Here is a 21912-nt window from a genome sequence, read left to right as displayed (position 1 = left end):
TCCGGGAGGCGGCCTCAGTCTTGTCTGTAACGGTGTGTGCTAGCCGATCTTGCGGGCCGCGCGGCGCTTGCTCAGTTCGTCGTCGGGAAAGGACTGGTCCGCGGCGTGTTCGCTGGGAAGGGCTGCGAGGCTTCCTTCAACTTCGCGCCACACACGGCCGACGGCGATGCCGAACACCCCCTGGCCGCCCTGGACGAGATCAATCACTTCATCCGCCGACGTGCACTCGTAGACGCTCGCACCGTCGCTCATCAGCGTGATCTGGGCGAGGTCTTCGACGCCGCGCTCCCGCAGGTGCTCCACGGCGGTGCGGATCTGCTGCAGGGAGACGCCGGTGTCCAGGAGCCGTTTGACTACTTTAAGGACCAGGATGTCGCGGAAACCGTAGAGCCGCTGGGAGCCGGAGCCGGCTGCGCCGCGGACGGCGGGCTCAACCAGTCCGGTGCGTGCCCAGTAGTCGAGTTGGCGGTAGGTGATGCCGGCCGCCTTGCAGGCGGTGGGCCCGCGGTAGCCCGCATCTTCGTCCAGAACGGGAAGATCCTCGGTGAACAGCAGGCCTTGGGCACCGCTGGCGGGCACAGCAACGCCGGCCGTTGCGGCCTGCTTCAGCTCGCCTGCTTCGCCTTTCGGACTCACGTGGACCCTCCTTGTTGTGGGTTCCCCTGGGTAAGTTGCATCGGCAGCATTATCTGTGAACAGCTGCACGACACAGGATGATGACTTCACCCGTGTAATTCAGCCGGGGCTGCACTTTCCAGTGTGACTTGCGCGGCTACCGTATGCAATGGGAACTTGTACCTCCGACGTTAGGCCTGCCAGGGCCCAAGGTCAAAGACGTTGGGGCTATTCGGCGGGCGTGTCGAAAGTTTCATCCTCGGCTTTAACGTTTGGCGCCGCCACAGCTGTCCCCGGCGTTTCAGAAACCTCACCCGTAACAGGCGCACCAACAACCCCGGCAGCCTCCTTGGCTCCGGTTGCCGGGCAGTTCAGCCGCCGAAGTCTTCCGGTTCGACGTCGTCGAGGAACTCGCGGAAGCGCCGCAGTTCGCCTTCCTCGTCCACGGCGGGTCCGGGATGCGTGTCCTCGCCCTCGTCGTGTTCGGTGATCCGGACGCCGGCCTCGTCCATGACGGCGTCGGCACACCAGATCCGGCACTTGGCGCGCAGGCCAAGCGCCAGGGCATCCGAGGCGCGGGAGCTTACGGTGGTTCCGTTCTCGAACTGCAGCTGCCCGTAGAAGATGTTGTCCTCCACTGCGACGATGTTGACGCTGACGATGCTGTGGCCGAGGGCCTCGACAACGTCCACCAGGAGGTCGTGGGTCATCGGCCGGGGCGGGACGACTCCCTGCTGGGCCAGGGCAATGGCGCTGGCTTCCGGAGTCCCGATCCAGATCGGCACGTGGCGCTCACCATGGATTTCCTTGAGCAGGACAAGCGGCTGGTTGGACGGCAACTCAATCCGCACGCCGACAATCTCCACCTCAATCATCAGATGTCCATCCTTGAGATGCGGTCATGGACCAGCGCCTGGTGCAGGGACAGGCAGAGGTCGCTGATTTCCCGGGCAGCCTCGGCGGCGCGGGCGTGGGAGGCCGCGTCTTTGCGGGACGTCAGCGTGGCCACTGCGCGTTCCACGAGCCCGAATTCGCGGTCGGCAGCCGCCTGGAACGGCCGCAGGTGGCGGGGCTCCAGGCCATGGCTCTCCAGCTGGACGCAAGCCCGCGCCACCTGCAGGGCGTGTTCGTCGAACTTGCCGTTCACGTGCCCGATCAGGCCGTAGCTCAAGAGGGATTCCAGCAGCGGGACGCTCGCCCCGGATTCAGCACGGAGCTGCTCCTCGCTGAGCCGGCGCGCACGGCTCTGCAGCTCGGTGGCGAGCTCCTCGGAGACGACCCGCGGGGAGAGCGTGACCCCTGCCGGCAGGTTTTCCGGCCGTTCGCCCCGGTCGATCGCGTCAAGGTAGTCCTTGATGACCTTTAGCGGCAGGTACTGGTCACGCTGGAGGGACAGAACGAAGCGCAGCCGTTCGACGTCGTTCTCGGAATACTGTCGGTAACCGGCAGGGGTCCGCTGCGGGTTGATGAGTCCCTTTTCCTCAAGGAACCGGATTTTTGACGCCGTCATGCTGGAAAAGTCGTCGCTCAGTTGAGCCAGGACTTCCCCGATGTTCAGAACCTGGGGTCCGCGCCGATCCGCATGTGCCGTGGCCACAGGCAGCTACCCCCGGAATCAGACGTTGCCTGCTGCGCGGGCAGGGCTGAGGTAGAAGGTGAGGCGGAACTTGCCGATCTGGACCTCGTTGCCGGACTTCAGTTCCACGGAGTCCACGCGGTCGTGGTTGACGTAGGTGCCGTTCAGGCTCCCGGTGTCCACTACCTCGAAGCTGCGCGCGGTGCGGCGGAATTCCACGTGCCTGCGGGACACGGTGACGTCGTCGAGGAAGATATCGGCGTCCGGGTGGCGGCCCGCCGTCGTGACGTCCGAGTCCAGCAGGAACCGCGCGCCGGCGTTGGGGCCGCTGTGTGCCACGAGCAGGGCCGATCCGAAGGGAAGGGCCTCGACCGCTACCCGCTCCTCGGCCGAGAGCTTCGGCGTGAAGTTGGGTTCATCGCGCACCGGAGTGAGGTTGATCGACGTGGTCTCCGAAGCTTTCACTCCACCCGTGCCGTAACCGTCACCGGTGTCGTTCCGTTCGTGCCCAAACATTGAGTCCTCCTCATTCGTTGCAGGTGTCCCCCCTGCAAACAACGCATGCCGTCCGGAAAAGCCTCGCAGTCCCGGTATTGAGGCCTTTCGGCGGGGCGCGGCTTGTTTTGTTATCCCAACAACACACTCCGGCGACCCCGGACCGAACGACCTCTGTCTTTAGCCTACCTGCTGTTCATACTCGGATGCACTGAGCAGGGACTCTACCGCGTCGGCTTCCGCGAGCTTGATTTCGATCAGCCAGCCGTCACCGTACGGATCCGAGTTAATAAGGGCGGAATCGGTGTCCAGAGCCTCGTTCCGGGCCACCACCTCGCCCGTCACGGGGGCGTAGATGTCGCTGACGCTCTTGGTGGATTCGACTTCTCCAACCACGTCATTGGCCTTGATGGTTGTCCCCACTTCAGGCATCTGGGCGTAGACGACATCCCCGAGGGCGTCCTGGGCAAAATCGGTGATGCCGACGCGCACAATCCCGTCAGCATTGGGGGCCGAAACCCATTCGTGTTCTGCGGTGTAGGACAGGTCTTCGGGAATGATGCTCATGACGGGCCTTTCATCGGGTCAATCACCTATGCGGCGGCAGTCGTTTGTTCTAGCCGCCGCTGAAAGTATAGGCATATCCGGCAGGGGCCGGGGAGGGATCTGAGAAGATGGTGCGATGTCAGAACATGCGCCGCTGTGTGTCAGGAACGTGAACAACCGGGGCGCCGGGACCCTCCGGACCCGCAGGGGCTAGGCCATGCCTGAGCTTCCGGAAGTTGCGGCCCTGACGGACTTTCTCCACGAGCACCTGCGCGGGGCAGTTGTGACGAAGATCCAGCTGGTCTCCTTCGCCGTGCTCAAGACGGCAGACCCCCTCTTCACCGACCTCGAGGGCAGGGCCGTCAGCGGGGTGCGGCGGTTCGGCAAGTTCGTCAGCATGGAAGCCGACGGGCTGCATTTTGTCTTCCACCTGGCGCGGGCCGGCTGGGTCCGCTTCACTGACACGCCCACCGACGCCCAGCTGAAAATGGGCAAGGGGCACATCGCGGTGCGGCTGACATTTTCCGGCGCTTCCGGCCCGGTGGGCATGGACCTGACCGAGGCGGGCACGAAAAAGAGCCTCGCGGTCTATGTGGTCCGCGATCCGAACGACGTTCCCGGCATCGCCGCGCTCGGACCGGATCCGTTCAGTCCAGACTTCGACGTCGACGCCTTGGCCGGGATCCTCGGTTCCAGTTCCCACCAGATCAAGGGCGTCCTGCGGAGCCAGAGCATTATTGCCGGGATTGGGAATGCGTACAGCGACGAGATCCTGCACGCCGCCAGGATCTCGCCTTTCGCCCTCGCCAAGTCCCTGGACCGGACGGACGTCCAGCGCCTCTACGACGCCGTCCACACCATTCTGGGCACGGCCGTGAAGGAAGCCCAAGGCAAGCCGCCCAACGAACTCAAGGACACCAAGCGGAGCCACATGAGGGTCCACGGCCGCACCGGCGAAGCGTGTCCGGTGTGCGGCGACACGGTTCGGGAGGTCTCCTTTGCGGACACCGCCCTGCAGTACTGCCCGACGTGCCAGACGAAGGGGAAGATCCTGGCCGACCGCCGGACTTCGCGCTTCCTGAAATAGGCGCTTCTTGAAACGGGCACCGGCGTCTGAATCCCTTGCGCTGGCGCCTCCTGAGCGAACACGATACAAGGACACCTTTCAACGGCGCCTGAGGGAGTTGTCTCCAAGATGCGAATGCTGATTATGGGTCCCCCGGGGTGCGGCAAGGGCACCCAGGCCGAACGTTTGTCCCGGCGCCTCGGCATCACCGTGGTGTCAACCGGCGAGGTATTCCGCGACCATGTGAGGAACCTGACGCCGCTGGGCCGGGAAGTCATTGTGCATCTGGATGCGGGCGACTTGGTGCCCGACACCCTGACGAACCGTGTGGTGCGTGAGCGGCTGAACCAGAAGGACGTCAGGGCAGGGTTCCTCTTGGACGGGTACCCCCGAAACACGGCTCAGCTGGCTGAACTCGACGTCATCCTTGCCGCCAACGGACAGGTTCTGGACGTTGCGGTCCAGCTGACGGTTGACGACGGCGAACTTGTCCGCCGAATGCTCCACCGCGCCACTTTGACCGGACGCAGCGACGATACCGAGGACGTCATCCGGCACCGTTTGGAGCTGTACCACCACGAGACTGAGCCTGTGGCCTCAGCATACTCACAGCGCGGGATCCTCCTGAGCGTCAACGGCATGGGAAGCGAGGATCAGATCTTCGGCCGGCTGCTCGCGGCGCTCCGCGCGTCCTTCCCCGCGGCCATACCCGATGCCAACACTGCCTCCATGGACGGAACGGCGCCGAACTGAGTCGCCCTCCAAAACAGAAAACCCCGCCATTCCTTCGTCAGGAATGGCGGGGTTTCGTCTGTTGGTCGGGCTGACAGGATTTGAACCTGCGACCCCTTGACCCCCAGTCAAGTGCGCTACCAAGCTGCGCTACAGCCCGCTGGTTCCACCGTTCTCCGCTGGGAAGTCTGCCCGGATTCGCTCCAGGTTTTCTTCCAAGCAGTCCGGCCGAACCACCTCCAAAAGCTTACACGATCCCGGAGGGTGCCTGTGACAATTTCATGCTGTCACGCCCAAGGTGTGTCGGAATTAACGTTTCTTGCCGCGCTTTTCACGTACACGCATGTTGACCTCGATCGGCGTGCCCTCGAAACCGAAGGTCTCGCGGAGGCGCCGGGTGATGAAGCGGCGGTATCCCGGATCCAGGAATCCGGTGGTGAACAGCACGAACTTCGGCGGCCGGCTGGACGCCTGGGTGCCGAACAGGATGCGCGGCTGCTTGCCGCCGCGGACCGGGTGCGGGTGCGCTGCCACGAGTTCGCCAAGGAACGCGTTGAGGCGTCCGGTGGGGATGCGCTTGTCCCAGTTCTCCAGGGCAATGTCCAGGGCCGGGACCAGCCGGTCCTTGTGCCAGCCAGTCAAGGCTGAGATGTTCACGCGAGGGGCCCAGGCGACGTGTGCCAGGTCCTGCTCGATTTCGCGTTCCAGGTAGCGGCGGCGTTCGTCGTCGAGGAGGTCCCATTTGTTGAAGGCGAGCACCAGGGCGCGGCCGGATTCGACGGCGAGCTGCAGGATGCGGACATCCTGCTCGCTGAGCACTTCGTCCACGGCCAGGAGCACGACGGCGACCTCAGCCTTTTCGAGCGCGCTCTGGGTGCGCAGGGAGGCGTAGAAGTCTGCGCCCTGGGCCATGTGCTGGCGGCGCCGGATGCCGGCGGTGTCCACGAAGCGCCACGTGCGGCCGCCGAGTTCGATGAATTCATCGACCGGGTCACGGGTGGTGCCGGCGGTGTTGTCCACCACCACGCGCTCGGAACCGGCGAGCTTGTTCAGCAGCGAGGACTTCCCGACGTTCGGGCGGCCGATCAGGGCGATGCGGCGGGGTCCGCCGGAGCGCTCGAGGCCCTCGATCAGGGAGTACTCCGGGAGGGTGTCCATGACGTGGTCCAGGAGGTCGGCCACGCCGCGGCCGTGCAGGGCCGAAACCGGGTACGGTTCGCCGAAGCCGAGGCCCCAGAGGGTTGCCGAATCGGCTTCCTGGGCGAAGTCGTCCACCTTGTTGGCCACCATGATGACCGGCTTCTTCGACTTACGCAGCATCTTCATGACGCCTTCGTCGGTCGCGGTTGCGCCCACGGCGGAGTCGACGACGAACAGGACGGCGTCCGCGAGTTCTACAGCCATCTCGGCCTGCTCCGCCACACGGGCGTGGATGCCGCGGGCATCGTGTTCCCACCCGCCGGTGTCCACTACCGTGAAGTTGCGGCCGTTCCAGTTCGCCGAGTACATGACGCGGTCGCGGGTGACGCCGGGGGTGTCCTCGACGACTGCCTCGCGGCGGCCCAGGATCCTGTTGACCAGGGTGGACTTGCCCACGTTGGGCCGGCCGATGATGGCCAGGACAGGATCCAGTTTGACCGGACCGTCAAAGTCCTGGTCGTCGAACTGGCCGCTCAGCAGCGCGGCGTCGTCCTCGTCCAGCTCGTAGTCGTCAAGGCCGGCCCGAAGGGAGGCCGCGCGTAGCTCCGCTTCGTCATCGTCCAGGGCGGCGAGGTGTTCAGCCACCTGGTCGGTGCCGGTGGGCGTGTATTCGTCTTCGCCGGCGCCAAAATTGCCGGAGGTTTGAGTCGTATCGCTCATTGCACTTTCCTTAGGTGGTGATCTGCCGGCGTCCCGGCTACTGCAACATGTCGTTCGTGCGGGGATTCCGCGTGGGGCAGGGACTGCCCGGTTCTTAGTACTGAGTCCTGGACATGGCGCGCTAGCGCGGCCCGGATTTCGGTTCCCGCCCTGTCCATTGAAACACGCCCGGTCTCACCGGGCCTGCGGCTGACGTTGATGGCACCGCCGAAGCTGACATGCAGCCGCCGGCGGGGCGGGGGAACCGTGTCCAGGTGTTCGCCGCCGATTCTGGTGCCCAGGATGGCGACGGGAACCACTGTGGCGCCGGAGTTGAGCGCCAGCCAGGCGACGCCGTTGTTGATCGCGGCTGCCTCACCGCTCCCCCGGGTGCCTTCGGGCAAAATCCCGACACACCGGCCGGCGTCGAGCAGGCTCCGGGCCGTGGCCAGAGCCGCACGGCCGCCGCGGCGGTCGACGGGCAGCTGGCCCGACGCCGCCAGCACGCGGCCGAGGAGCCCGGTGAACATCTCCTGCTTGACGAGGATGTGCATGGGCCGGGGCGAGGCGCCGTACATGACGGGTCCGTCGAGGAAGCTGATGTGGTTGCCCGCGAAGATGACAGGGCCGGCCGCCGGGACGTTGGACCGTCCGGTCACCGAGGTGCGGTAGACGAGGTGGTCCAGGATCCAGCCGACCGGCCGGCTCCACACCGTCGTCCAATGGCCGGGCAGGGAGGCGTGCACGCCCGCCTGCCAATCTGCGCGCCCCTCAGTCACCGTGGACGGTCCGGTGTGGGACAGCGGTGTGGTTGACCACCGTGTCCACGATGTCGAGAGCGGCCTGAACCGTCTCGTCGAAGTCCAGCTCCGAGGAGTCGAGCGTGACGACGCCGTCGGCGGCTGTGGTGAAGTTCACAACGGTGGAGTCCCTGGCATCGCGGTGCGTGACCTGGGCTGCCAGTTGCTCGGCATTCTGGCTCCCGCCCAGCTGGATGCCGCGGCGGCGCAGCCGGGCTTCCTCGCTGGCGGTCAGCAGCATCCGGACCTCGGCATGGGGCGCGACGACGGTGGTGATGTCCCGGCCCTCGACCACCATGCGGCGGTGGTGCTTTTCGATCAGCTCCCGCTGCCGGCGGATCAGTTCCGTACGTGCGCCCAGGGTAGTGGCGACGGCGCTGACGGCCGCGGAAATGGCCGGCTCCCGGATGGCGAGAGTGACATCGTGGCCGCCGACGCGGACGTACTCTTCCTGCGGACTCGTGCTGATTTCCAGCGGGAGCGCCTCAGAGGCGGACTCGACGGCCGCCCCGTCGTCCAGGTCCGTGCCGTTCTCCAGGCAGAACCACGTCAGGGCGCGGTACATCGCGCCTGTGTCGAGGTAGGCCAGCTTTAGCCGGCGGGCCACCTCTTTGCTGACGCTGGATTTGCCGGAGCCGGAGGGGCCGTCGATGGCCACCACGAGGCTTTTCCCGGGGCGGAGCACGTCCACTGTCTCGATGAGTTCCTGGGTCATTACTGGAGTACCCGCCATCCGCGGTCGTTGAGGGCTTCGATCAAAAGGTCGTGCTTATTGGGCAGGACGGAAATTTCCACCATGCCCACATTCTGTCCCGAGGAGTGGTCGAGGCGGAGGTCCTCGACGTTGACGCCGATCTCGCCGATCTCGGTCAGGAGCTTGGCGATCTGTCCCGGCGTGTCATCCACCAGGACCGTCAGCCACGAATAGGCCTGCGGGGGTCCGCCGTGCTTGCCCGGGATCCGGGACTGGCCGGCGTTGCCTTCGCTGATCAGCTGGGCAAGGTCCAGCCGGGCACCAGGAGCGGTCGGGGCCTCCAGAGTGCCGATCAGCCGGTTGAGGTCCTCGCGGACTCCGTGCAGGATCTCCACCACCTTGTCCGCGTTCGCGCCCAGGATCTGGACCCAGAGCGTGGGATCGCTCGCAGCGATCCGGGTGACGTCCCGCAGCCCGTTCCCGGCCAGGGAAAGGGCGTGCAGGGGCGTGCCCTGCAGGCGGCTGGCCACGAGCGAGGACATCACCTGCGGCAGATGTGAGACAAGCGCCACGGCTTCGTCGTGTTCGTCGGCGGCGAATTCGGACACGACGGCGCCGAGATCGCCGGCCAGCGAACGCGCCACCTGCAGGGACTCCGGCAGAGTCTCTTCCGCGGGGCACACGACCCACGGCATGGAGGTGAACAGCTCGCCGCGGGCTGCGACGGGGCCGGATTTCTCGCGCCCCGCCATGGGGTGGGTCCCCACGTAGCGGCCCACGTCGGCACCGCGGCTGCGGAGATCGGCCAGGATGGACGCCTTCACACTCGCGATGTCCACCACGACGGCGTGCGGGTAGTCCCGGAGCGCGCCGGCAACGACGTCCGCCGTGACATCCGGCGGCGCCGCCACTACGACGAGCTCCGGCTGGTCCCCGTCGAGGCGCGCCAGTGGCAGGCCGGCGCCGATGTCAACGGCGACGGCCTGGTTGGTCGGCGAGGGATCCGAGAGGAACACAGCGACACCGCGCCCCCGCAGCCCCAGCCCGATGCTGGTGCCCAGGAGCCCGGAGCCCAAGACGACCACCGGGCCGTTCAGGTGGCCGCGGCCGTGCGTGCGGAAAGCGGACATGCTTACAGCCCCACGGATGCCAGCAGGTGGCCGACTTCCTGCTTGCCGAGGTTGCGGATGCTGCCCTGGCGCTGGTCGCCCAGACCGATGGGGCCAACCTTGACGCGGACCAGGCGCAGCACGGGGAAGCCAACGGCGTCGAACATGCGCCGGACGATCCGGTTCTTACCCGAGTGGAGCACGACCTCGATCAGCACGTGGCCGGGGGTCGAGTCGACGAGCTTGAAGGAGTCCACCGAGGCGATACCGTCCTCGAGTTCGACGCCGGCCTTGAGTTCGGCGCCGATGCCCTGCGGGAACGGCCCGCGGACCTGCACGAGGTAGGTCTTGGGCACTTCGTAGGACGGGTGCGTCAGGCGGTTGGCAAGCTCGCCGTCGTTCGTCAGGAGCAGGAGCCCTTCCGTGGCGACGTCGAGCCGGCCCACGTGGAACAGGCGTTCGCCGTGGTGGTTGCGGACGAAATCGCTGATGCACGGGCGGCCATCCGGGTCCTCCATGGTGGAGACAACGCCCTTGGGCTTGTTGAAGACCATGTAGACCATGTTCTCGTCCAGCTGGATGCGCAGTCCGTCGACGTGGATCACTGCCGTTTTCGGGTCGACGCGCACGCCGAGCTCGGTGACCACCTGGCCGTCGACCTCGACGCGGCCTTCGGCAATCATTTCCTCGCAGACGCGCCGTGAGGCGACTCCGGCGGAGGCCATGACCTTCTGGAGGCGGGTGCCGTCGGCGTCGTGCAGCTCAGACTGCGGCACCTCGCGGCGCGGTCCGCGGTTGCGGACTGGCTTGCGCACCGGTCCGAGGTTCTGGCCGAAGCGTTCGCTGCCGAAGGCCCGGGGACCGGCGAACTTGGCGGCGCCGGTGCGCGGCTTGGGCTTGAGGGCACCGGGGGTGCCGGGGGTCTTGCCGAAGCCGGGCTTGCGGGCGGCGGCCTTGCGGGCTGCTTCCTTGCCAGATGGCGCTTTGGACTTCCAGTCAGCGGAGGCCTGGCGGGCAGCCGACGGCGCGCCGTCGGGACCCTGGAGGTCCGGATCGATGAAGGCCTCTTCGCGAGGCTTGGGGTGCTTGAAGGGGCGGTCTCCGCCGCCCTTGGAGAAGTCACGGCCTCCCTTGCCGCCGGCGGCGCGCGGTCCGCCGCCCTGGACCGGGCCGCGTGCGGTCTTGCCCTGGCCTCTGCTTTGTCCGGCACTGCTTTGTCCGGCACTGTTGCGTCCCGAACTGTTACGTGGTGAACCCTGGCGTCCCGCCTGTGTCATGACCCGTCCTTACGTTGGTGGCCCGCGGCCGCTGTCTCCCGACAACACCCGCCGGCCGGGCAAATTATTCTGCCCGGTGGATACTCTTGTGCAGACGTTGTGCCCGCACAAGATACTTCTTACATTCTTCCTGCGTCGTAGTACTCCTCGATGCCTTCCAGACCCGGAAGGTGGGGGGAAAGCTGTGGCAATTCAGCCACAGAGCCGATTCCCATCCGCTCAAGGAAATACGATGTCGTGCGGTACAGGATTGCCCCGGATTCGGGATCAGTTCCCGAGTCCTCGATCAGCCCCCGCTGCGTCAGCGTCCGCACGACAGAGTCGACGTTGACTCCTCGAATTGCAGACACCCGCGCCCTTGATACGGGCTGGCGGTATGCGATGACGGCGAGCGTTTCGAGCGCCGCCTGCGTCAGCCTGGCTGTTTGTCCTTCCAGCACGAATCCGCCAACGATCTCGGCGAACTCCGCGCGGGAATAGATCCGCCAGCCTCCGGCGATATTCCGCAATTCAAAACCCCGGGGGGCGGCATTGTTGCCGTCAGTTTTGCCAGTGTTGCTACTGGTGTTGGTGCTGTTCTGGCTGGCGACGTCCGCATCCGGGGCATTAACAGTATAGCCGTTATAATCACGCTGCAGTTCAGCCAGGAGGGACTCGACGACGTCGACCGTCAGGTCCAGTCCGGCGGCGAGGGCCATGGTTGTGGCCGGTTCGTCGATCACCATCAGGACGGCTTCGAGGGCCGCGCGGGCCCCGCCGGGCAGGCTCTCGACGTCCGGCCGCGTGTCCGGTTCGGCGTCCGGTTCGGTGTCCGGCAATCGTTCGTTCACGGCTGGTCCTCGTATTCTTCACTCAGGTTTTCGCTGCTCCACCCGTCGGCATCGGCCGTCCAGTGCACGGTCAGCTCGCCCAGCGGCAGCAGCTGGTCAAAGCCCACCGCGCGGTCGCGGAACAGTTCCAGCAGGGCCAGGAACCGCGCCACCACCACCAGCGTGGATTCGGCGTCGGCGATCAGCGCCCGGAACGTCAGCGGCGTCCCCAGCCGCAACCGGTTCCCCAGCAGCTCGGCCTGTTCCTTGACGCTCACGGGCGTACCGTGCAGGTGCGCGAGGCCTACTTCCGTGGGGGCGGCCTCCTTGGGCTTGAGGGCCGCCTCGGCCAGGGAAGCGAACTGCTCCGGGGTGTGCCGCCAAAGAAGTTCCGGAAGGAGGGCAGCAAAGTGTCCCTCCAGGGCAACCTGCCGGGCATACCGCCGGGCTTCGAGCTCAAGGGTGGAGCCGATCATGCCGGCCACGTGCTTGAAGGCCTTGTACTGCAGCAGCCGGGCGAACAGGAGGTCCCGGGCCTCCAGCAGGGCAATGTCCTCATCGTCCTCGACCTCGCCTGCGGGCAGCAGCCGGGCCGCTTTGAGGTCCAGGAGCGTGGCCGCAATCACCAGGAATTCGCTGGCCTCATCCAGCGCCCATTCCTCCCCCAGCTGCTGCAGGCCTCGAATGTACTTGATGAATTCGTCCGTGACCGTGGACAGCGCCACCTCGGTGATGTCCAGCTGATGCTTCGAGATCAGGCCGAGAAGGAGGTCGAACGGGCCGGTGAAGTTGGCGAGCCGCACTTCGAATCCGGGCTTCTTCCCGGACGACGCAGCCAGGTCAGGTGCTGCGGGGACGGCCGGGCCTGCGGACTGCGCGGAATCCGCGCGTGTGTCGAGCTCCGCCGGTATGTCGAGAGTCGCTGGCATGTCGAGCTCCGCTAGCGGAGAGAAGGCGCCTGCCACGATCCTGGCTAGGGCGCGCCGCCGCGCGAGATCAGCTCTTTGGCCAGGCGGCGGTAGGCGTCGGCACCGACGTGGTTGCCCGCGTAGGTTGTGATGGGCTCGGCTGCAACCGTGGCGTCGGCGAACTTGATGGAGCGCTTGATGACGGTTTCGAAGACCTTGTCACCGAAGGCCTCCACCAGGCGGGCGATCACTTCCCGGCTGTGAAGGGTCCGCGCGTCGTACATCGTGGCGAGCACGCCGTCGACCTGCAGGCGCGGATTGAGGCGGTCCTGGACCTTGTCGATGGTTTCCACGAGCAGCGCGACGGCGCGCAGGGCGAAGAATTCACAGATGAGCGGGATGATGACGCCGTGGGCGGCGGTCAGCGCGTTGACCGTGAGGAGCCCGAGTGAGGGCTGGCAATCGATCAGGACGACGTCGTAATCGTCTTCGACCTTTTTCAGCGCACGGTCCAGGACCTGCTCGCGGGCCACTTCGTTGACCAGCTGCACCTCGGCGGCGGAGAGGTCGATGTTGGCAGGGAGCAGATCCACGTTTTCCACGCCGGTCTTCTGGATGGCGTCGCGGATGTCCACTTTGCGGTCCATCAGCACGTTGTAAACGGTGAGATCGAGCTCGTGCGGGTTAGTGCCCAGGCCGGCGGACAGGGCACCCTGCGGATCGAAGTCGACCAGGAGCACCCGGCGGCCGTATTCGGCCAGGGCTGCGGCGAGGTTGATCGCGGACGTGGTTTTGCCCACGCCGCCCTTCTGGTTCACCATGGCAATCACCCGCGCAGGACCGTGGGAAGACAGCGGTGCGGGCTCCGGAAAGTCGCGATGGGGCCGCCCGGTGGGACCCATAACGGCGTCTTCCAGGTCGAATTCGGTGCCTTCCAGAGTTGCTGAACCCTGCTCGCTGCTCACGTATCTATCCACACTTTCGATGACGGTGATTGTCGTGCTTCATATTGCCGCCTCCGGGCTCCCAGAGCCCAGCGCGTTCCTCCCAAGGTTACAGCGCCCGACACGGTATTCGCCGGACCTTGACACTGGCGCGGGCGCTGTGCCTTGACGTTCTGGTTGAAGTCGAAGGTTGCGGCCTCCGGCCGGGCACGACGGCCGGAGCACGCCGGCAGCTTTGGCGGGAGCGGCTACGGGAGGAAGACAGCCGGCGAGGGGCGGCTCCGAGCCTAGTGCAGGCATATTGAAGTTTGTACCCCGCGGGCCTACATTGAAACGACGAGGTGGCAGCAGCTCATGCACGAACTTGCGATTACCCAAAGTCTTGTGGAGGCGGTCCTGAACCGGACCGGCGACCGCCCCGTCACGGGCGTCAACCTGCGAATCGGCCCCTTGAGCGGTGTCCTGCCGGACGCAGTGCGCTTTTGCTTCGAAGTGGTTTCAGCTGACACGCCGCTGGCCGGGGCAGCCCTCACTATCGATGAATCCGAGGGCCGGGCCAGGTGCCGCAGCTGCCGCGACGAATTCGTCCTCGAGGACATATTTCTGCTCTGTCCGTGCGGCAGCGCCGATGTCGAAATCGTCAGCGGCCGGGAACTCCTGGTCACGTCGGTGGAGGTTGCATAGGTATGTGTGCGACGTGCGGATGCGGCGACGACGCCGGAACAAGGGTTTCCGACCTCGACGGAACGGTGCACGACGGAACGGTGCACGACGGAACAGTGCACGACGGAACAGTGCAGAATACGGTGCACGCTGCTGCAGCCCCGCACGAGCATCCGCATCCCCATCCGCATCCCCACGATCACGGGCACGAACATCCGCACGATCACGGGCCTGACGGGCACAGCCACGCGCCTGATGGACGGACGCTCATTTCCCTGGAGGAGAATCTTCTCGCCAAGAACGACCTCCTGGCCGCACGGAACCGGGGATGGCTGGAAGGACGCGGCATCCGGGCCTTCAATGTCATGAGTTCCCCCGGGGCCGGCAAGACCACGCTCCTGGTGCGGACCATCCGGGAACTGGCCGGAGAACTGGACATCGGTGTCATTGAAGGCGACCAGGAGACTTCGCTGGACGCCGACCGGATCCGGTCCACGGGGCGGCCGGTGATCCAAATTAACACCGGAGCAGGCTGCCACCTGGATGCCGGGATGCTGCAGCGGGCCCTGGACGCACTGGACCCTGGACCCGGCTCCACAGTCTTCATCGAAAACGTGGGCAACCTGGTGTGCCCGGCATTGTTCGACCTCGGCGAATCGGCCAGGGTCGTCGTGATCTCAGTTACGGAGGGCGATGATAAACCGCAGAAATACCCCCACATGTTCCTGGCTGCCGACCTGGTGATCATCAACAAAGCAGACCTGCTCCCCTACGTGGAGTTCGACGTCGAGCGCTGCGTTGGCCAGGCGCGCCGGCTGAATCCCGGCGTCGACGTCCTGACCCTGTCAGCTACCACCGGCGAAGGCATGGATGGCTGGCTGGAGTGGATCCGGAAGAATCCCCACGCGGCGACGGCCGCCGTCGGGAGCGCACCGCGCTCCGGTGGACTACGCGTTTGACCTGCTGACGCAACATTCGAGCCGCAGCCGCAGGGCGGGGCTCCGAAGGAGGCAACGATGCCTACAGCTACTGCATTGAAAGCGGAAGAAACTTTGATCCACGTCCTGTGGATCAACGCCGGACTCAGCTGCGACGGTGACTCCGTGGCCCTGACGGCGGCAACCCAGCCCAGCGTCGAGGAGATAGCCCTCGGGGCGCTTCCCGGACTCCCCAAAATCGCCATGCACTGGCCGCTGATCGACTTCGAATGCGGCCCGCAGCAGGGAGCCGACGACTTCCTCGAGTGGTTCCGCAAGGCGGACCGCGGCGAGCTGGAGCCGTTCGTGCTGGTGGTGGAGGGGTCCATCCCGAATGAGAAGCTGCACGCCGCGGGCGGCTACTGGGCTGCCTTCGGCAACAACCTTGAGACCGGACAGCCGATCACCACCAGCGAGTGGTTGGACCGGCTGGCCCCCAAGGCGACGGCGATCATCGCGGCGGGAACCTGCGCGACCTACGGCGGCATCCATGCCATGGCCGGGAACCCCACCGGGGCCATGGGGGTGCCCGACTATCTCGGATATGACTGGCGGTCCAAGGCCGGAATCCCGATCGTGTGCGTCCCGGGCTGCCCCATCCAGCCGGACAACCTGTCAGAGACCATGACATATCTGCTGTATCAGGCCACCGGGCAGGCACCCATGATTCCCCTTGACGAGGCACTCCGGCCAACGTGGCTGTTCGGCCAGACGGTGCACGAGGGATGCGACCGCGCCGGGTACTACGAACAGGGCGACTTCGCCACCGAATACGGGTCCCCGAAGTGCATCGTCAAACTCGGCTGCTGGGGACCTGTGGTCAAGTGCAACGTGCCCAAGCGTGGCTGGATGAACGGAATCGGCGGCTGCCCGAACGTGGGCGGCATCTGCATCGGCTGCACGATGCCGGGATTCCCGGACAAATTCATGCCGTTCATGGACGAACCTCCTGGCGGCAAACTGTCCACCGCGTCGGTCATGCCCTACGGCAAGACCATCAGGACACTGCGGAACATCACGAAGCACACGCTGGACCAGGAACCACGCTGGCGCAAACCCGGCAATGAACTGCTGACCGGCGCCAAGCGGACCTGGTAGGGACGCTAAGCAGAGAGGCAATGCAATGACTTCGACGATTCCGATGCCTTCGGCGGACGGTTCCGCGGGCGAAAACCTGGTGGAGATGGCCTGGGACCCGATCACGAGGATCGTCGGCAGCCTCGGCATCTATACCAAGGTCGACTTCAAGAACAACGAAGTGGTGGAATGCCACAGCACGTCATCGATTTTCCGCGGCTATTCCATCTTCATGCGCGGCAAGGACCCCCGGGACGCCCACTTCATCACGAGCCGGATCTGCGGAATCTGCGGCGACAACCACGCCACGTGCTCCTGCTACGCGCAGAACATGGCCTACGGGGTGAAGCCTCCGCACCTCGGCGAATGGATCGTCAACCTGGGCGAGGCTGCCGAGTACATGTTCGACCACAACATCTTCCAGGAGAATCTGGTCGGCGTTGACTACTGCGAGAAGATGGTCTCCGAAACCAACCCGGCGGTGCTCGCCAAAGCCGAGAACACGCCGGCCCCTCACGCGGCCGAGCACGGCTACCGCACCATCGCGGACATCATGCGCTCGTTGAACCCGTTCACCGGGGAGTTCTACCGCGAGGCGCTGCAGGTGAGCCGGATGACCCGGGAAATGTTCTGTCTGATGGAGGGCCGGCATGTCCATCCCTCCACGCTTTACCCGGGCGGCGTGGGCACCGTGGCGACGATCCAACTGATGACGGACTACATCACCCGGCTCATGCGCTACGTGGAGTTCATGAAGAAGGTCGTGCCGATGCACGACGACCTGTTCGATTTCTTCTATGAGGCACTTCCCGGTTACGAGCATGTGGGGCTGCGGCGCACCCTGCTGGGCTGCTGGGGTTCCTTCCAGGATCCGGAGTTCTGCAATTTCGCCTACAAGGACATGACGGAGTGGGGCCGGAAGATGTTCGTCACCCCCGGGGTGGTGGTGGACGGCAAACTCGTGACCACGGACCTGGTGCGGATCAATCTGGGGATCCGCATCATGCTGGGCTCGTCGTACTACGAGGACTGGGGCGACCAGGAAATGTTCGTCACCCGTGATCCGCTGGGCAACCCGGTGGACCGCCGGCACCCCTGGAACCAGCACACCAACCCGCGGCCGCAGAAGCGCGACCTGGAGGACAAGTACAGCTGGGTAATGTCGCCACGGTGGTCTGACGGCGAAAACAATCTGGCGCTGGATACCGGCGGCGGGCCGCTTGCCCGGCTGTGGTCCACCGCCCTTGCCGGACTCGTCGAGACCGGCTACCTCAAGTCAACGGGCAGCAGCGTCCAGATCGAGCTGCCCAAGACGGCGCTGAAGGGCCCGGTGACCCTGGAATGGAAGATCCCGCAGTGGAGCAACACGCTGGAACGCAACCGGGCGCGGACCTATTTCCAGGCCTACGCGGCCGCCGCTGCACTGCACTTCGCCGAAAAGGCACTCGAGGAGATCCGGGCGGGCCGCACCAAGACCTGGGAGTCCTTTGAGGTCCCGGACGAAGCCATCAGTTGCGGCTTCACCGAAGCCGTCCGCGGCGTGCTCTCCCACCACATGGTGATCCGCGACGGCAAGATCGCCAACTATCATCCCTACCCGCCGACGCCATGGAACGCGAGCCCGCGCGACTCCGAGGGAACGCCGGGTCCGTACGAGGACGCGGTGCAGGGCCAGCCCATCTTCGAGGAGAACGACCGCGATCATTTCAAGGGCATCGACATCATGCGCACCGTCCGGAGCTTCGACCCCTGCCTGCCGTGCGGCGTCCACATGTACCTGGGGGACGGGCAGACGCTGGACCTGCTGCACTCCCCCACGCAGTCGCTCACCGGTGAGTAGCCCGCCATGGACCGGGAGAATCTGTTGGGCTCGGCCGGTGAACGGATCAGTTCGCTCCTCGATGCGCTGGGTTCCGGCGGTCCTGTGGCCCGGGACCGGGCAGAGGAACTGGTCCGGCAGGTAACGGAGCTGTACGGTGCCGGGCTGGAACGAATCCTGCATGTGCTGGATGCGCAGGGTGTGCTCGATTCTGGAACGGTGTCCGCTCTCACGTCGGACCCGTTGGTGTCCGGCCTGCTGCTGATCCACGGACTGCACCCCGTGGACCTGCCCGGGAGGGTCGCCGCCGCCCTCGACTCAGTCCGGCCTTACCTCGGCTCGCACGGCGGGGATGTGGAGCTTCTCGGCATCAGCGAAGAGGGCGTCGTCCGGCTGAGGCTGCTGGGCAGCTGCCAGGGCTGTCCGTCGTCGTCGGTCACTCTCAAACTCGCCGTCGAGGACGCGATAGAAACCGCGGCGCCGGAGGTGACCGCCATCGAAGTGGAGGAGGCGGCCCCCGCCGCCGTACCTGCCCTGATCCCGGTCGGTGCCCTGCGCTCCAGGCTGGACGGGCTGGGCGGCCACGACGGCGGCCCGTCCGACGCCGGCGCACCGGACTGGACGGCGCACGACGCCGCCACGCCGGCCTCCGGCACGTGGCAGGCGGTCCCGGCCCTCGCTGAACTCGAGTCCGGGAGCGTCGCGGGCTTCCTGGTGGCGGGCGTCGAGGTGCTCACCTGCCGGATCGGCCCGGACGTTTACGCGTTTGTGGACCGCTGCCCCCGTTGCACCCATTCCATGCCGGGCGCCTCGCTGCAGCGTGCACTGGCGGCCCCGGTGGGCGGCGGGCTGTTGCGCTGCCCGCACTGCCGCAGCCACTTCGACGTCCGGAAGGCCGGGGCCTGCCTCGAGGACAAGGCACTGCATCTTGATCCTCTACCACTGCTGCTCCGCGACGGTGTTCCCTCCGTGGCCGTTCCCACCACCGCGGACCCGCTGTGAGGTGCCGCAAATGAACGCCGCGGCACGGGAACGGAGCCGGGAATGACGGCGCCGCCGGGAACCGGGAGGCCGGCGACGGGCGGCACAGGAGCCGGGAGGGAGCCCACGGGCGGTACAGGAGCCGGGGGAACGTCGGCGCTCTCCGTGCTCCGCCGGATAGCTTCCACCCGCCCGGCCCAGCCTGCCGGCGAGCGCTGCGAGATGTGCGCGGAGCCCATTCCGGAGGCCCACCAGCATGTGGTGGATCTGGAGAGCCGCTCCCTGCTGTGCACGTGCCGGCCCTGCTATCTGCTGTTCACGGACTCGTCGGCCCATCTGCGCTACCGTTCCGTCCCTGACCGCTACGTCTCATTCGAGCCCTTCGAGCTCGGGCAGGCCCAGTGGGACGAGCTGGAAATCCCGGTGGGACTGGCATTTTTCTTCTTCAACTCGGCGCTGGGCCGGACCGCTGCTTTCTACCCGAGCCCGGCGGGCGCCACGGAGTCGGAACTTCCCCTGAACGCCTGGGCATCGGTCCAAGCCGCCAACCCGGCAATCGCCATGCTCGCCCCCGACACGGAAGCCCTGCTGATCCGCTCCCCCGGCCCCGAGCGGGACCGGGCGGACTGCCATCTGGTCCCCATCGATACGTGCTACGAGCTGGTGGGCCGCCTGCGGCGGGTGTGGAAGGGCTTCGACGGCGGCCAGGAGTCCCGCCAGGAGCTCGCCGGCTTCTTCGACCGGATCAGCAGCCGCAGCAGGCCCGCCCCCGCTCCGGCCCAGGCAGAGCAGGAGGGACGCCATGGTTGACCTCGAATTCAGCGTGCTGGACATCACCCCCGAGCCCTACGCGGCCGCACCCCAGCTGACCGCGCGCCTGCGGATCCAGGAGCGAAGCGGCGCCGCCATCCACGCCATGGCCCTGCGCTGCCAGGTGCGGATCCTGGCCCAACGCCGCGGTTACGACGCCGACGAGGAAGCCGGGCTGCTGGAACTCTTCGGCAACCGCGGGCGGTGGCCCACCACCCTCAAGCCCTTCATGTGGATGCACAGCAGCGTCCTGGTGCAGGGATTTGCGGACAGCGTCGAGGTTGACCTGCCGCTCCCCTGCACCTTCGATTTCGAGGTCGCCGCGGCAAAGTACCTGAACTCCCTGCGGGACGGGACCGTTCCGCTGGAGTTCCTCTTCTCCGGGACAGTTTTCACGCGCGGCGCGGCGGGCTTCGGCGTCGAGCAGATTCCCTGGGACCGGGAAGCGCGGTACGCCCTGCCCGTGGCCGTCTGGCGCTCGCTGATAGACGCATTCTTCCCCAACCAGGGATGGATCCGCCTGGACCGCGACGTCCTGGCGGCCCTGGCCAGGTACAAGGCGGTCCACGGCCTGACTTCCTGGGAGGCGGCAATCGAGGGCCTGTTGGCCGGGGCGGGTGACCCGGTACCGTGAACGCCGGCCTCAGCCTGGCACGCGCCGTCGCCGACGCTGTCCTCTATGAGGGGTACCTCCTGTACCCGTACCGCGCCTCGTCCGCCAAGAACCAGGCCCGCTGGCAGTTCGGGGTGCTTGGGCCGCCGGGCGCGGCAGCCGCCGGCGCCGGTGAAGAGCCGGACATGGCAGCGGACTGCCTCCTCGAGCCGGGACCCGCAGCCCGGGTCGAAGTCCATCTTCGCTTCCTGCACCTGCAGACAAGGTCCGCCGAGCGCGCGGATGACGGCGGCTTCACACCCGTCGATGAACTCTTGGTCGGCCCGTCCCGGTGGCTCAGCTGGGACGAGGCCACGGATCAGGAGATCACGCTCGGGCCGTACAGCCTCGGCCAACTTGCCGCGGGCGTGCGCGCGCCGGTCAACGTCCCGGCGACCGAGGACATCGAGCCCTTACGGGACACCCGCGGCGCCACCGCCGGCAGGCTCGTACGCCGGCGTCGGACGCTCCGCGGGGAGCTGCGCCTGATGGCGACGCAAGTGGCGACACCGGTGCCGGCGGCAGGTCCGCTGTGGCGGCTCAGGGTCACGGTCGAAAACACGGCGGCAGCAACCACCGACAAGCGGTCCGCCATCGAGCTCTCGTTCATCGGAGCCCACGTCCTGCTCGCAGTCCACGACGCCGACTTCCTCTCGGTGATCGATCCGCCGCAGTGGGCGTCGGCGGCGGCGGCTTCGTGCCGCCAGCACCGCTGCTGGCCCGTGCTCGCCGGCCCCGAGGGGCAGCGCGATGTCCTGCTCCTGTCCCCGATCATCCTCTATGACCACCCCGCGGTGGCGCCGGAGAGCACCGTGGAACTGTTCGACGCGACGGAGATCGATGAAATCCTGACCCTCCGGGTGCTCACGCTGACCGATGAGGAAAAGGCGGAAGCCCGGTCAACCGATGCCCGGGCGGCAGCGATCATCGATCGCTGCGAAAACATGACAGCAGAGGAGCTCCAGCAGTTGCACGGCATCCTGCGGAACCCGCACGCCGGTTCGCCCCGCGGACCCGGGACGTCCGGGTACGACGAGTTCCCCGGCTTCGCCGTTCCGGAATATTCAGATTCGGAATTGTCCGTCCCTGAATTTTCCGTCCCGGGCAACGGCGCCGCCGCGAACACCGGCGCCGATACGCCGTGGTGGGATCCGGCCCGGGACGCAGCCGTGGATCCGGAATCGGACACTGTCTTCATCGACGGCGTCCAGGTCTCACGCGGCAGCCGGGTGCGGGTTGTTCCACTGCGCCGCGCCGATGCGCAGGACCTCTTCTTCGCCGGTAAATCGGGACGTGTCACAGGAGTCCACTTCGACGTCGACGGCGGAACGCACGTCGCGGTGGTCCTCGAAGCCGACCCGGCGGCCGAACTGCAGGAATGGTACGGCCGGTATCTGTATTTCGCCCCCGAGGAACTCGTGCCGCTCGCCGCGGCGCAGCCCCCGGACAACGGAAAGGAACCATCATCATGAAAGGTCTGGGCATCATGACCGTCGTGCTCCTGCTGGCCGCGGGCCTGGCAG

23 protein-coding genes and 1 tRNA gene are annotated in these 21912 nt (G+C 66.4%); 10 read left to right on the top strand and 14 right to left on the bottom strand.

The genetic code is table 11. From position 1 onward, the window contains the following. Positions 1 to 39: 39 nt before the first annotated feature. The 5 genes from LQV16_RS03495 to gcvH all read right to left on the bottom strand — a co-directional run bounded on the left by LQV16_RS03495 (position 40) and on the right by gcvH (position 3253). A complete protein-coding gene (locus LQV16_RS03495; RefSeq protein WP_018772320.1) occupies positions 40 to 636 on the bottom strand; it encodes a MerR family transcriptional regulator in 597 nt (198 codons plus the stop codon). Between the two features lie 350 nt (positions 637 to 986). Next, positions 987 to 1490, bottom strand: a complete 504-nt coding sequence (locus LQV16_RS03490; protein WP_229992552.1) for a bifunctional nuclease family protein — start codon at positions 1488 to 1490, stop codon at positions 987 to 989. Then, positions 1490 to 2212 (bottom strand): MerR family transcriptional regulator, encoded by a 723-nt coding sequence (locus LQV16_RS03485; protein WP_229992551.1) that lies wholly within the window; start codon positions 2210 to 2212, stop codon positions 1490 to 1492. Before LQV16_RS03485 ends, LQV16_RS03490 begins: the two co-directional genes overlap by 1 nt. An 18-nt stretch (positions 2213 to 2230) precedes the next feature. After that, on the bottom strand, positions 2231 to 2707 hold the full coding sequence (locus LQV16_RS03480; RefSeq protein ID WP_229992550.1) for an FHA domain-containing protein: 477 nt from the start codon (positions 2705 to 2707) through the stop codon (positions 2231 to 2233). 159 nt (positions 2708 to 2866) lie between these two features. Next, complete coding sequence (gene gcvH / locus LQV16_RS03475) at positions 2867 to 3253, bottom strand: glycine cleavage system protein GcvH (RefSeq protein WP_229992549.1); 387 nt, start codon at positions 3251 to 3253, stop codon at positions 2867 to 2869. Between the two features lie 196 nt (positions 3254 to 3449). On the opposite strand from gcvH, the gene LQV16_RS03470 reads away from it, so the two are divergent. Both LQV16_RS03470 and LQV16_RS03465 read left to right on the top strand, forming a co-directional pair. Beyond that, a complete protein-coding gene (locus tag LQV16_RS03470) occupies positions 3450 to 4319 on the top strand; it encodes a DNA-formamidopyrimidine glycosylase family protein (protein ID WP_229992548.1) in 870 nt (289 codons plus the stop codon). 114 nt (positions 4320 to 4433) lie between these two features. After that, positions 4434 to 5051 carry an adenylate kinase gene (locus LQV16_RS03465; RefSeq protein ID WP_229992579.1) on the top strand — a complete coding sequence of 206 codons (618 nt, stop codon included), beginning with the start codon at positions 4434 to 4436 and terminating at the stop codon, positions 5049 to 5051. A gap of 62 nt (positions 5052 to 5113) precedes the next feature. Here the strand turns inward: LQV16_RS03465 and LQV16_RS03460 are convergent. From LQV16_RS03460 to LQV16_RS03420, 9 genes are all read right to left on the bottom strand, one after another. Beyond that, positions 5114 to 5190: transfer RNA gene (locus LQV16_RS03460), tRNA-Pro, on the bottom strand. A 149-nt stretch (positions 5191 to 5339) separates the two neighbouring features. Then, a complete protein-coding gene (der, locus tag LQV16_RS03455) occupies positions 5340 to 6890 on the bottom strand; it encodes a ribosome biogenesis GTPase Der (protein WP_229992547.1) in 1551 nt (516 codons plus the stop codon). Beyond that, positions 6887 to 7582: a lysophospholipid acyltransferase family protein gene (locus LQV16_RS03450; RefSeq protein ID WP_229992578.1), complete on the bottom strand. Its 696-nt coding sequence runs from the start codon at positions 7580 to 7582 to the stop codon at positions 6887 to 6889. Before LQV16_RS03450 ends, der begins: the two co-directional genes overlap by 4 nt. A gap of 58 nt (positions 7583 to 7640) precedes the next feature. Beyond that, positions 7641 to 8384 carry a (d)CMP kinase gene (gene cmk, locus LQV16_RS03445; protein ID WP_229992546.1) on the bottom strand — a complete coding sequence of 248 codons (744 nt, stop codon included), beginning with the start codon at positions 8382 to 8384 and terminating at the stop codon, positions 7641 to 7643. Further along, a complete protein-coding gene (locus LQV16_RS03440) occupies positions 8384 to 9493 on the bottom strand; it encodes a prephenate dehydrogenase (RefSeq protein WP_229992545.1) in 1110 nt (369 codons plus the stop codon). The genes cmk and LQV16_RS03440 overlap by 1 nt, the downstream gene beginning before the upstream one ends. A 2-nt stretch (positions 9494 to 9495) precedes the next feature. After that, positions 9496 to 10749, bottom strand: a complete 1254-nt coding sequence (locus tag LQV16_RS03435) for a pseudouridine synthase (protein WP_229992544.1) — start codon at positions 10747 to 10749, stop codon at positions 9496 to 9498. Between the two features lie 119 nt (positions 10750 to 10868). Beyond that, positions 10869 to 11474 (bottom strand): SMC-Scp complex subunit ScpB, encoded by a 606-nt coding sequence (locus LQV16_RS03430; RefSeq protein ID WP_229992577.1) that lies wholly within the window; start codon positions 11472 to 11474, stop codon positions 10869 to 10871. Between the two features lie 101 nt (positions 11475 to 11575). Then, positions 11576 to 12487, bottom strand: a complete 912-nt coding sequence (locus LQV16_RS03425; protein WP_229992543.1) for a ScpA family protein — start codon at positions 12485 to 12487, stop codon at positions 11576 to 11578. Positions 12488 to 12531: 44 nt separating this feature from the next. Beyond that, positions 12532 to 13431 (bottom strand): AAA family ATPase, encoded by a 900-nt coding sequence (locus LQV16_RS03420; protein WP_229992542.1) that lies wholly within the window; start codon positions 13429 to 13431, stop codon positions 12532 to 12534. 333 nt (positions 13432 to 13764) lie between these two features. On the opposite strand from LQV16_RS03420, the gene LQV16_RS03415 reads away from it, so the two are divergent. The 8 genes from LQV16_RS03415 to LQV16_RS03380 are packed head-to-tail and all read left to right on the top strand — an operon-like array spanning position 13765 to position 21861. Further along, positions 13765 to 14094, top strand: coding sequence for a hydrogenase maturation nickel metallochaperone HypA (locus tag LQV16_RS03415; protein ID WP_229992541.1), 330 nt, complete (start codon positions 13765 to 13767; stop codon positions 14092 to 14094). 2 nt (positions 14095 to 14096) lie between these two features. Beyond that, on the top strand, positions 14097 to 15032 hold the full coding sequence (gene hypB, locus LQV16_RS03410; protein WP_229992540.1) for a hydrogenase nickel incorporation protein HypB: 936 nt from the start codon (positions 14097 to 14099) through the stop codon (positions 15030 to 15032). A gap of 57 nt (positions 15033 to 15089) precedes the next feature. Next, positions 15090 to 16148 carry a hydrogenase expression protein HypE gene (locus tag LQV16_RS03405; RefSeq protein WP_229992539.1) on the top strand — a complete coding sequence of 353 codons (1059 nt, stop codon included), beginning with the start codon at positions 15090 to 15092 and terminating at the stop codon, positions 16146 to 16148. Positions 16149 to 16173: 25 nt separating this feature from the next. After that, positions 16174 to 17967: a nickel-dependent hydrogenase large subunit gene (locus LQV16_RS03400; RefSeq protein WP_229992538.1), complete on the top strand. Its 1794-nt coding sequence runs from the start codon at positions 16174 to 16176 to the stop codon at positions 17965 to 17967. Positions 17968 to 17973: 6 nt separating this feature from the next. Then, positions 17974 to 18948 (top strand): NifU family protein, encoded by a 975-nt coding sequence (locus LQV16_RS03395; RefSeq protein ID WP_229992537.1) that lies wholly within the window; start codon positions 17974 to 17976, stop codon positions 18946 to 18948. A gap of 42 nt (positions 18949 to 18990) precedes the next feature. Next, on the top strand, positions 18991 to 19737 hold the full coding sequence (locus tag LQV16_RS03390; protein WP_229992536.1) for a DUF5947 family protein: 747 nt from the start codon (positions 18991 to 18993) through the stop codon (positions 19735 to 19737). Further along, a complete protein-coding gene (locus LQV16_RS03385; RefSeq protein ID WP_229992535.1) occupies positions 19730 to 20371 on the top strand; it encodes a DUF6084 family protein in 642 nt (213 codons plus the stop codon). The genes LQV16_RS03390 and LQV16_RS03385 overlap by 8 nt, the downstream gene beginning before the upstream one ends. Further along, positions 20368 to 21861: a hypothetical protein gene (locus LQV16_RS03380; protein WP_229992534.1), complete on the top strand. Its 1494-nt coding sequence runs from the start codon at positions 20368 to 20370 to the stop codon at positions 21859 to 21861. The genes LQV16_RS03385 and LQV16_RS03380 overlap by 4 nt, the downstream gene beginning before the upstream one ends. Positions 21862 to 21912: the final 51 nt, after the last annotated feature.

The sequence above is a fragment of the Arthrobacter sp. Bi26 genome (assembly GCF_918697925.1).
Classification (GTDB): domain Bacteria; phylum Actinomycetota; class Actinomycetes; order Actinomycetales; family Micrococcaceae; genus Arthrobacter.
The sequence above is the reverse complement of the archived record's forward strand: the minus strand, read 5'-3'. Positions and strand labels throughout refer to the sequence as shown.

Bases quoted from the DNA above. Each gene is read 5' to 3' on its own strand.
- LQV16_RS03490 (WP_229992552.1), bottom strand. From the start codon at position 1,490: ATGATTGAGGTGGAGATTGTCGGCGTGCGGATTGAGTTGCCGTCCAAC.
- LQV16_RS03480 (WP_229992550.1), bottom strand. From the start codon at position 2,707: ATGTTTGGGCACGAACGGAACGACACCGGTGACGGTTACGGCACGGGT.
- gcvH (WP_229992549.1), bottom strand. From the start codon at position 3,253: ATGAGCATCATTCCCGAAGACCTGTCCTACACCGCAGAACACGAATGG.
- LQV16_RS03470 (WP_229992548.1), top strand. From the start codon at position 3,450: ATGCCTGAGCTTCCGGAAGTTGCGGCCCTGACGGACTTTCTCCACGAG.
- LQV16_RS03465 (WP_229992579.1), top strand. From the start codon at position 4,434: ATGCTGATTATGGGTCCCCCGGGGTGCGGCAAGGGCACCCAGGCCGAA.
- der (WP_229992547.1), bottom strand. From the start codon at position 6,890: ATGAGCGATACGACTCAAACCTCCGGCAATTTTGGCGCCGGCGAAGAC.
- cmk (WP_229992546.1), bottom strand. From the start codon at position 8,384: ATGACCCAGGAACTCATCGAGACAGTGGACGTGCTCCGCCCCGGGAAA.
- LQV16_RS03440 (WP_229992545.1), bottom strand. From the start codon at position 9,493: ATGTCCGCTTTCCGCACGCACGGCCGCGGCCACCTGAACGGCCCGGTG.
- LQV16_RS03435 (WP_229992544.1), bottom strand. From the start codon at position 10,749: ATGACACAGGCGGGACGCCAGGGTTCACCACGTAACAGTTCGGGACGC.
- LQV16_RS03430 (WP_229992577.1), bottom strand. From the start codon at position 11,474: ATGGTGATCGACGAACCGGCCACAACCATGGCCCTCGCCGCCGGACTG.
- LQV16_RS03425 (WP_229992543.1), bottom strand. From the start codon at position 12,487: ATGCCAGCGACTCTCGACATACCGGCGGAGCTCGACACACGCGCGGAT.
- LQV16_RS03415 (WP_229992541.1), top strand. From the start codon at position 13,765: ATGCACGAACTTGCGATTACCCAAAGTCTTGTGGAGGCGGTCCTGAAC.
- hypB (WP_229992540.1), top strand. From the start codon at position 14,097: ATGTGTGCGACGTGCGGATGCGGCGACGACGCCGGAACAAGGGTTTCC.
- LQV16_RS03405 (WP_229992539.1), top strand. From the start codon at position 15,090: ATGCCTACAGCTACTGCATTGAAAGCGGAAGAAACTTTGATCCACGTC.
- LQV16_RS03400 (WP_229992538.1), top strand. From the start codon at position 16,174: ATGACTTCGACGATTCCGATGCCTTCGGCGGACGGTTCCGCGGGCGAA.
- LQV16_RS03395 (WP_229992537.1), top strand. From the start codon at position 17,974: ATGGACCGGGAGAATCTGTTGGGCTCGGCCGGTGAACGGATCAGTTCG.
- LQV16_RS03390 (WP_229992536.1), top strand. From the start codon at position 18,991: ATGACGGCGCCGCCGGGAACCGGGAGGCCGGCGACGGGCGGCACAGGA.
- LQV16_RS03385 (WP_229992535.1), top strand. From the start codon at position 19,730: ATGGTTGACCTCGAATTCAGCGTGCTGGACATCACCCCCGAGCCCTAC.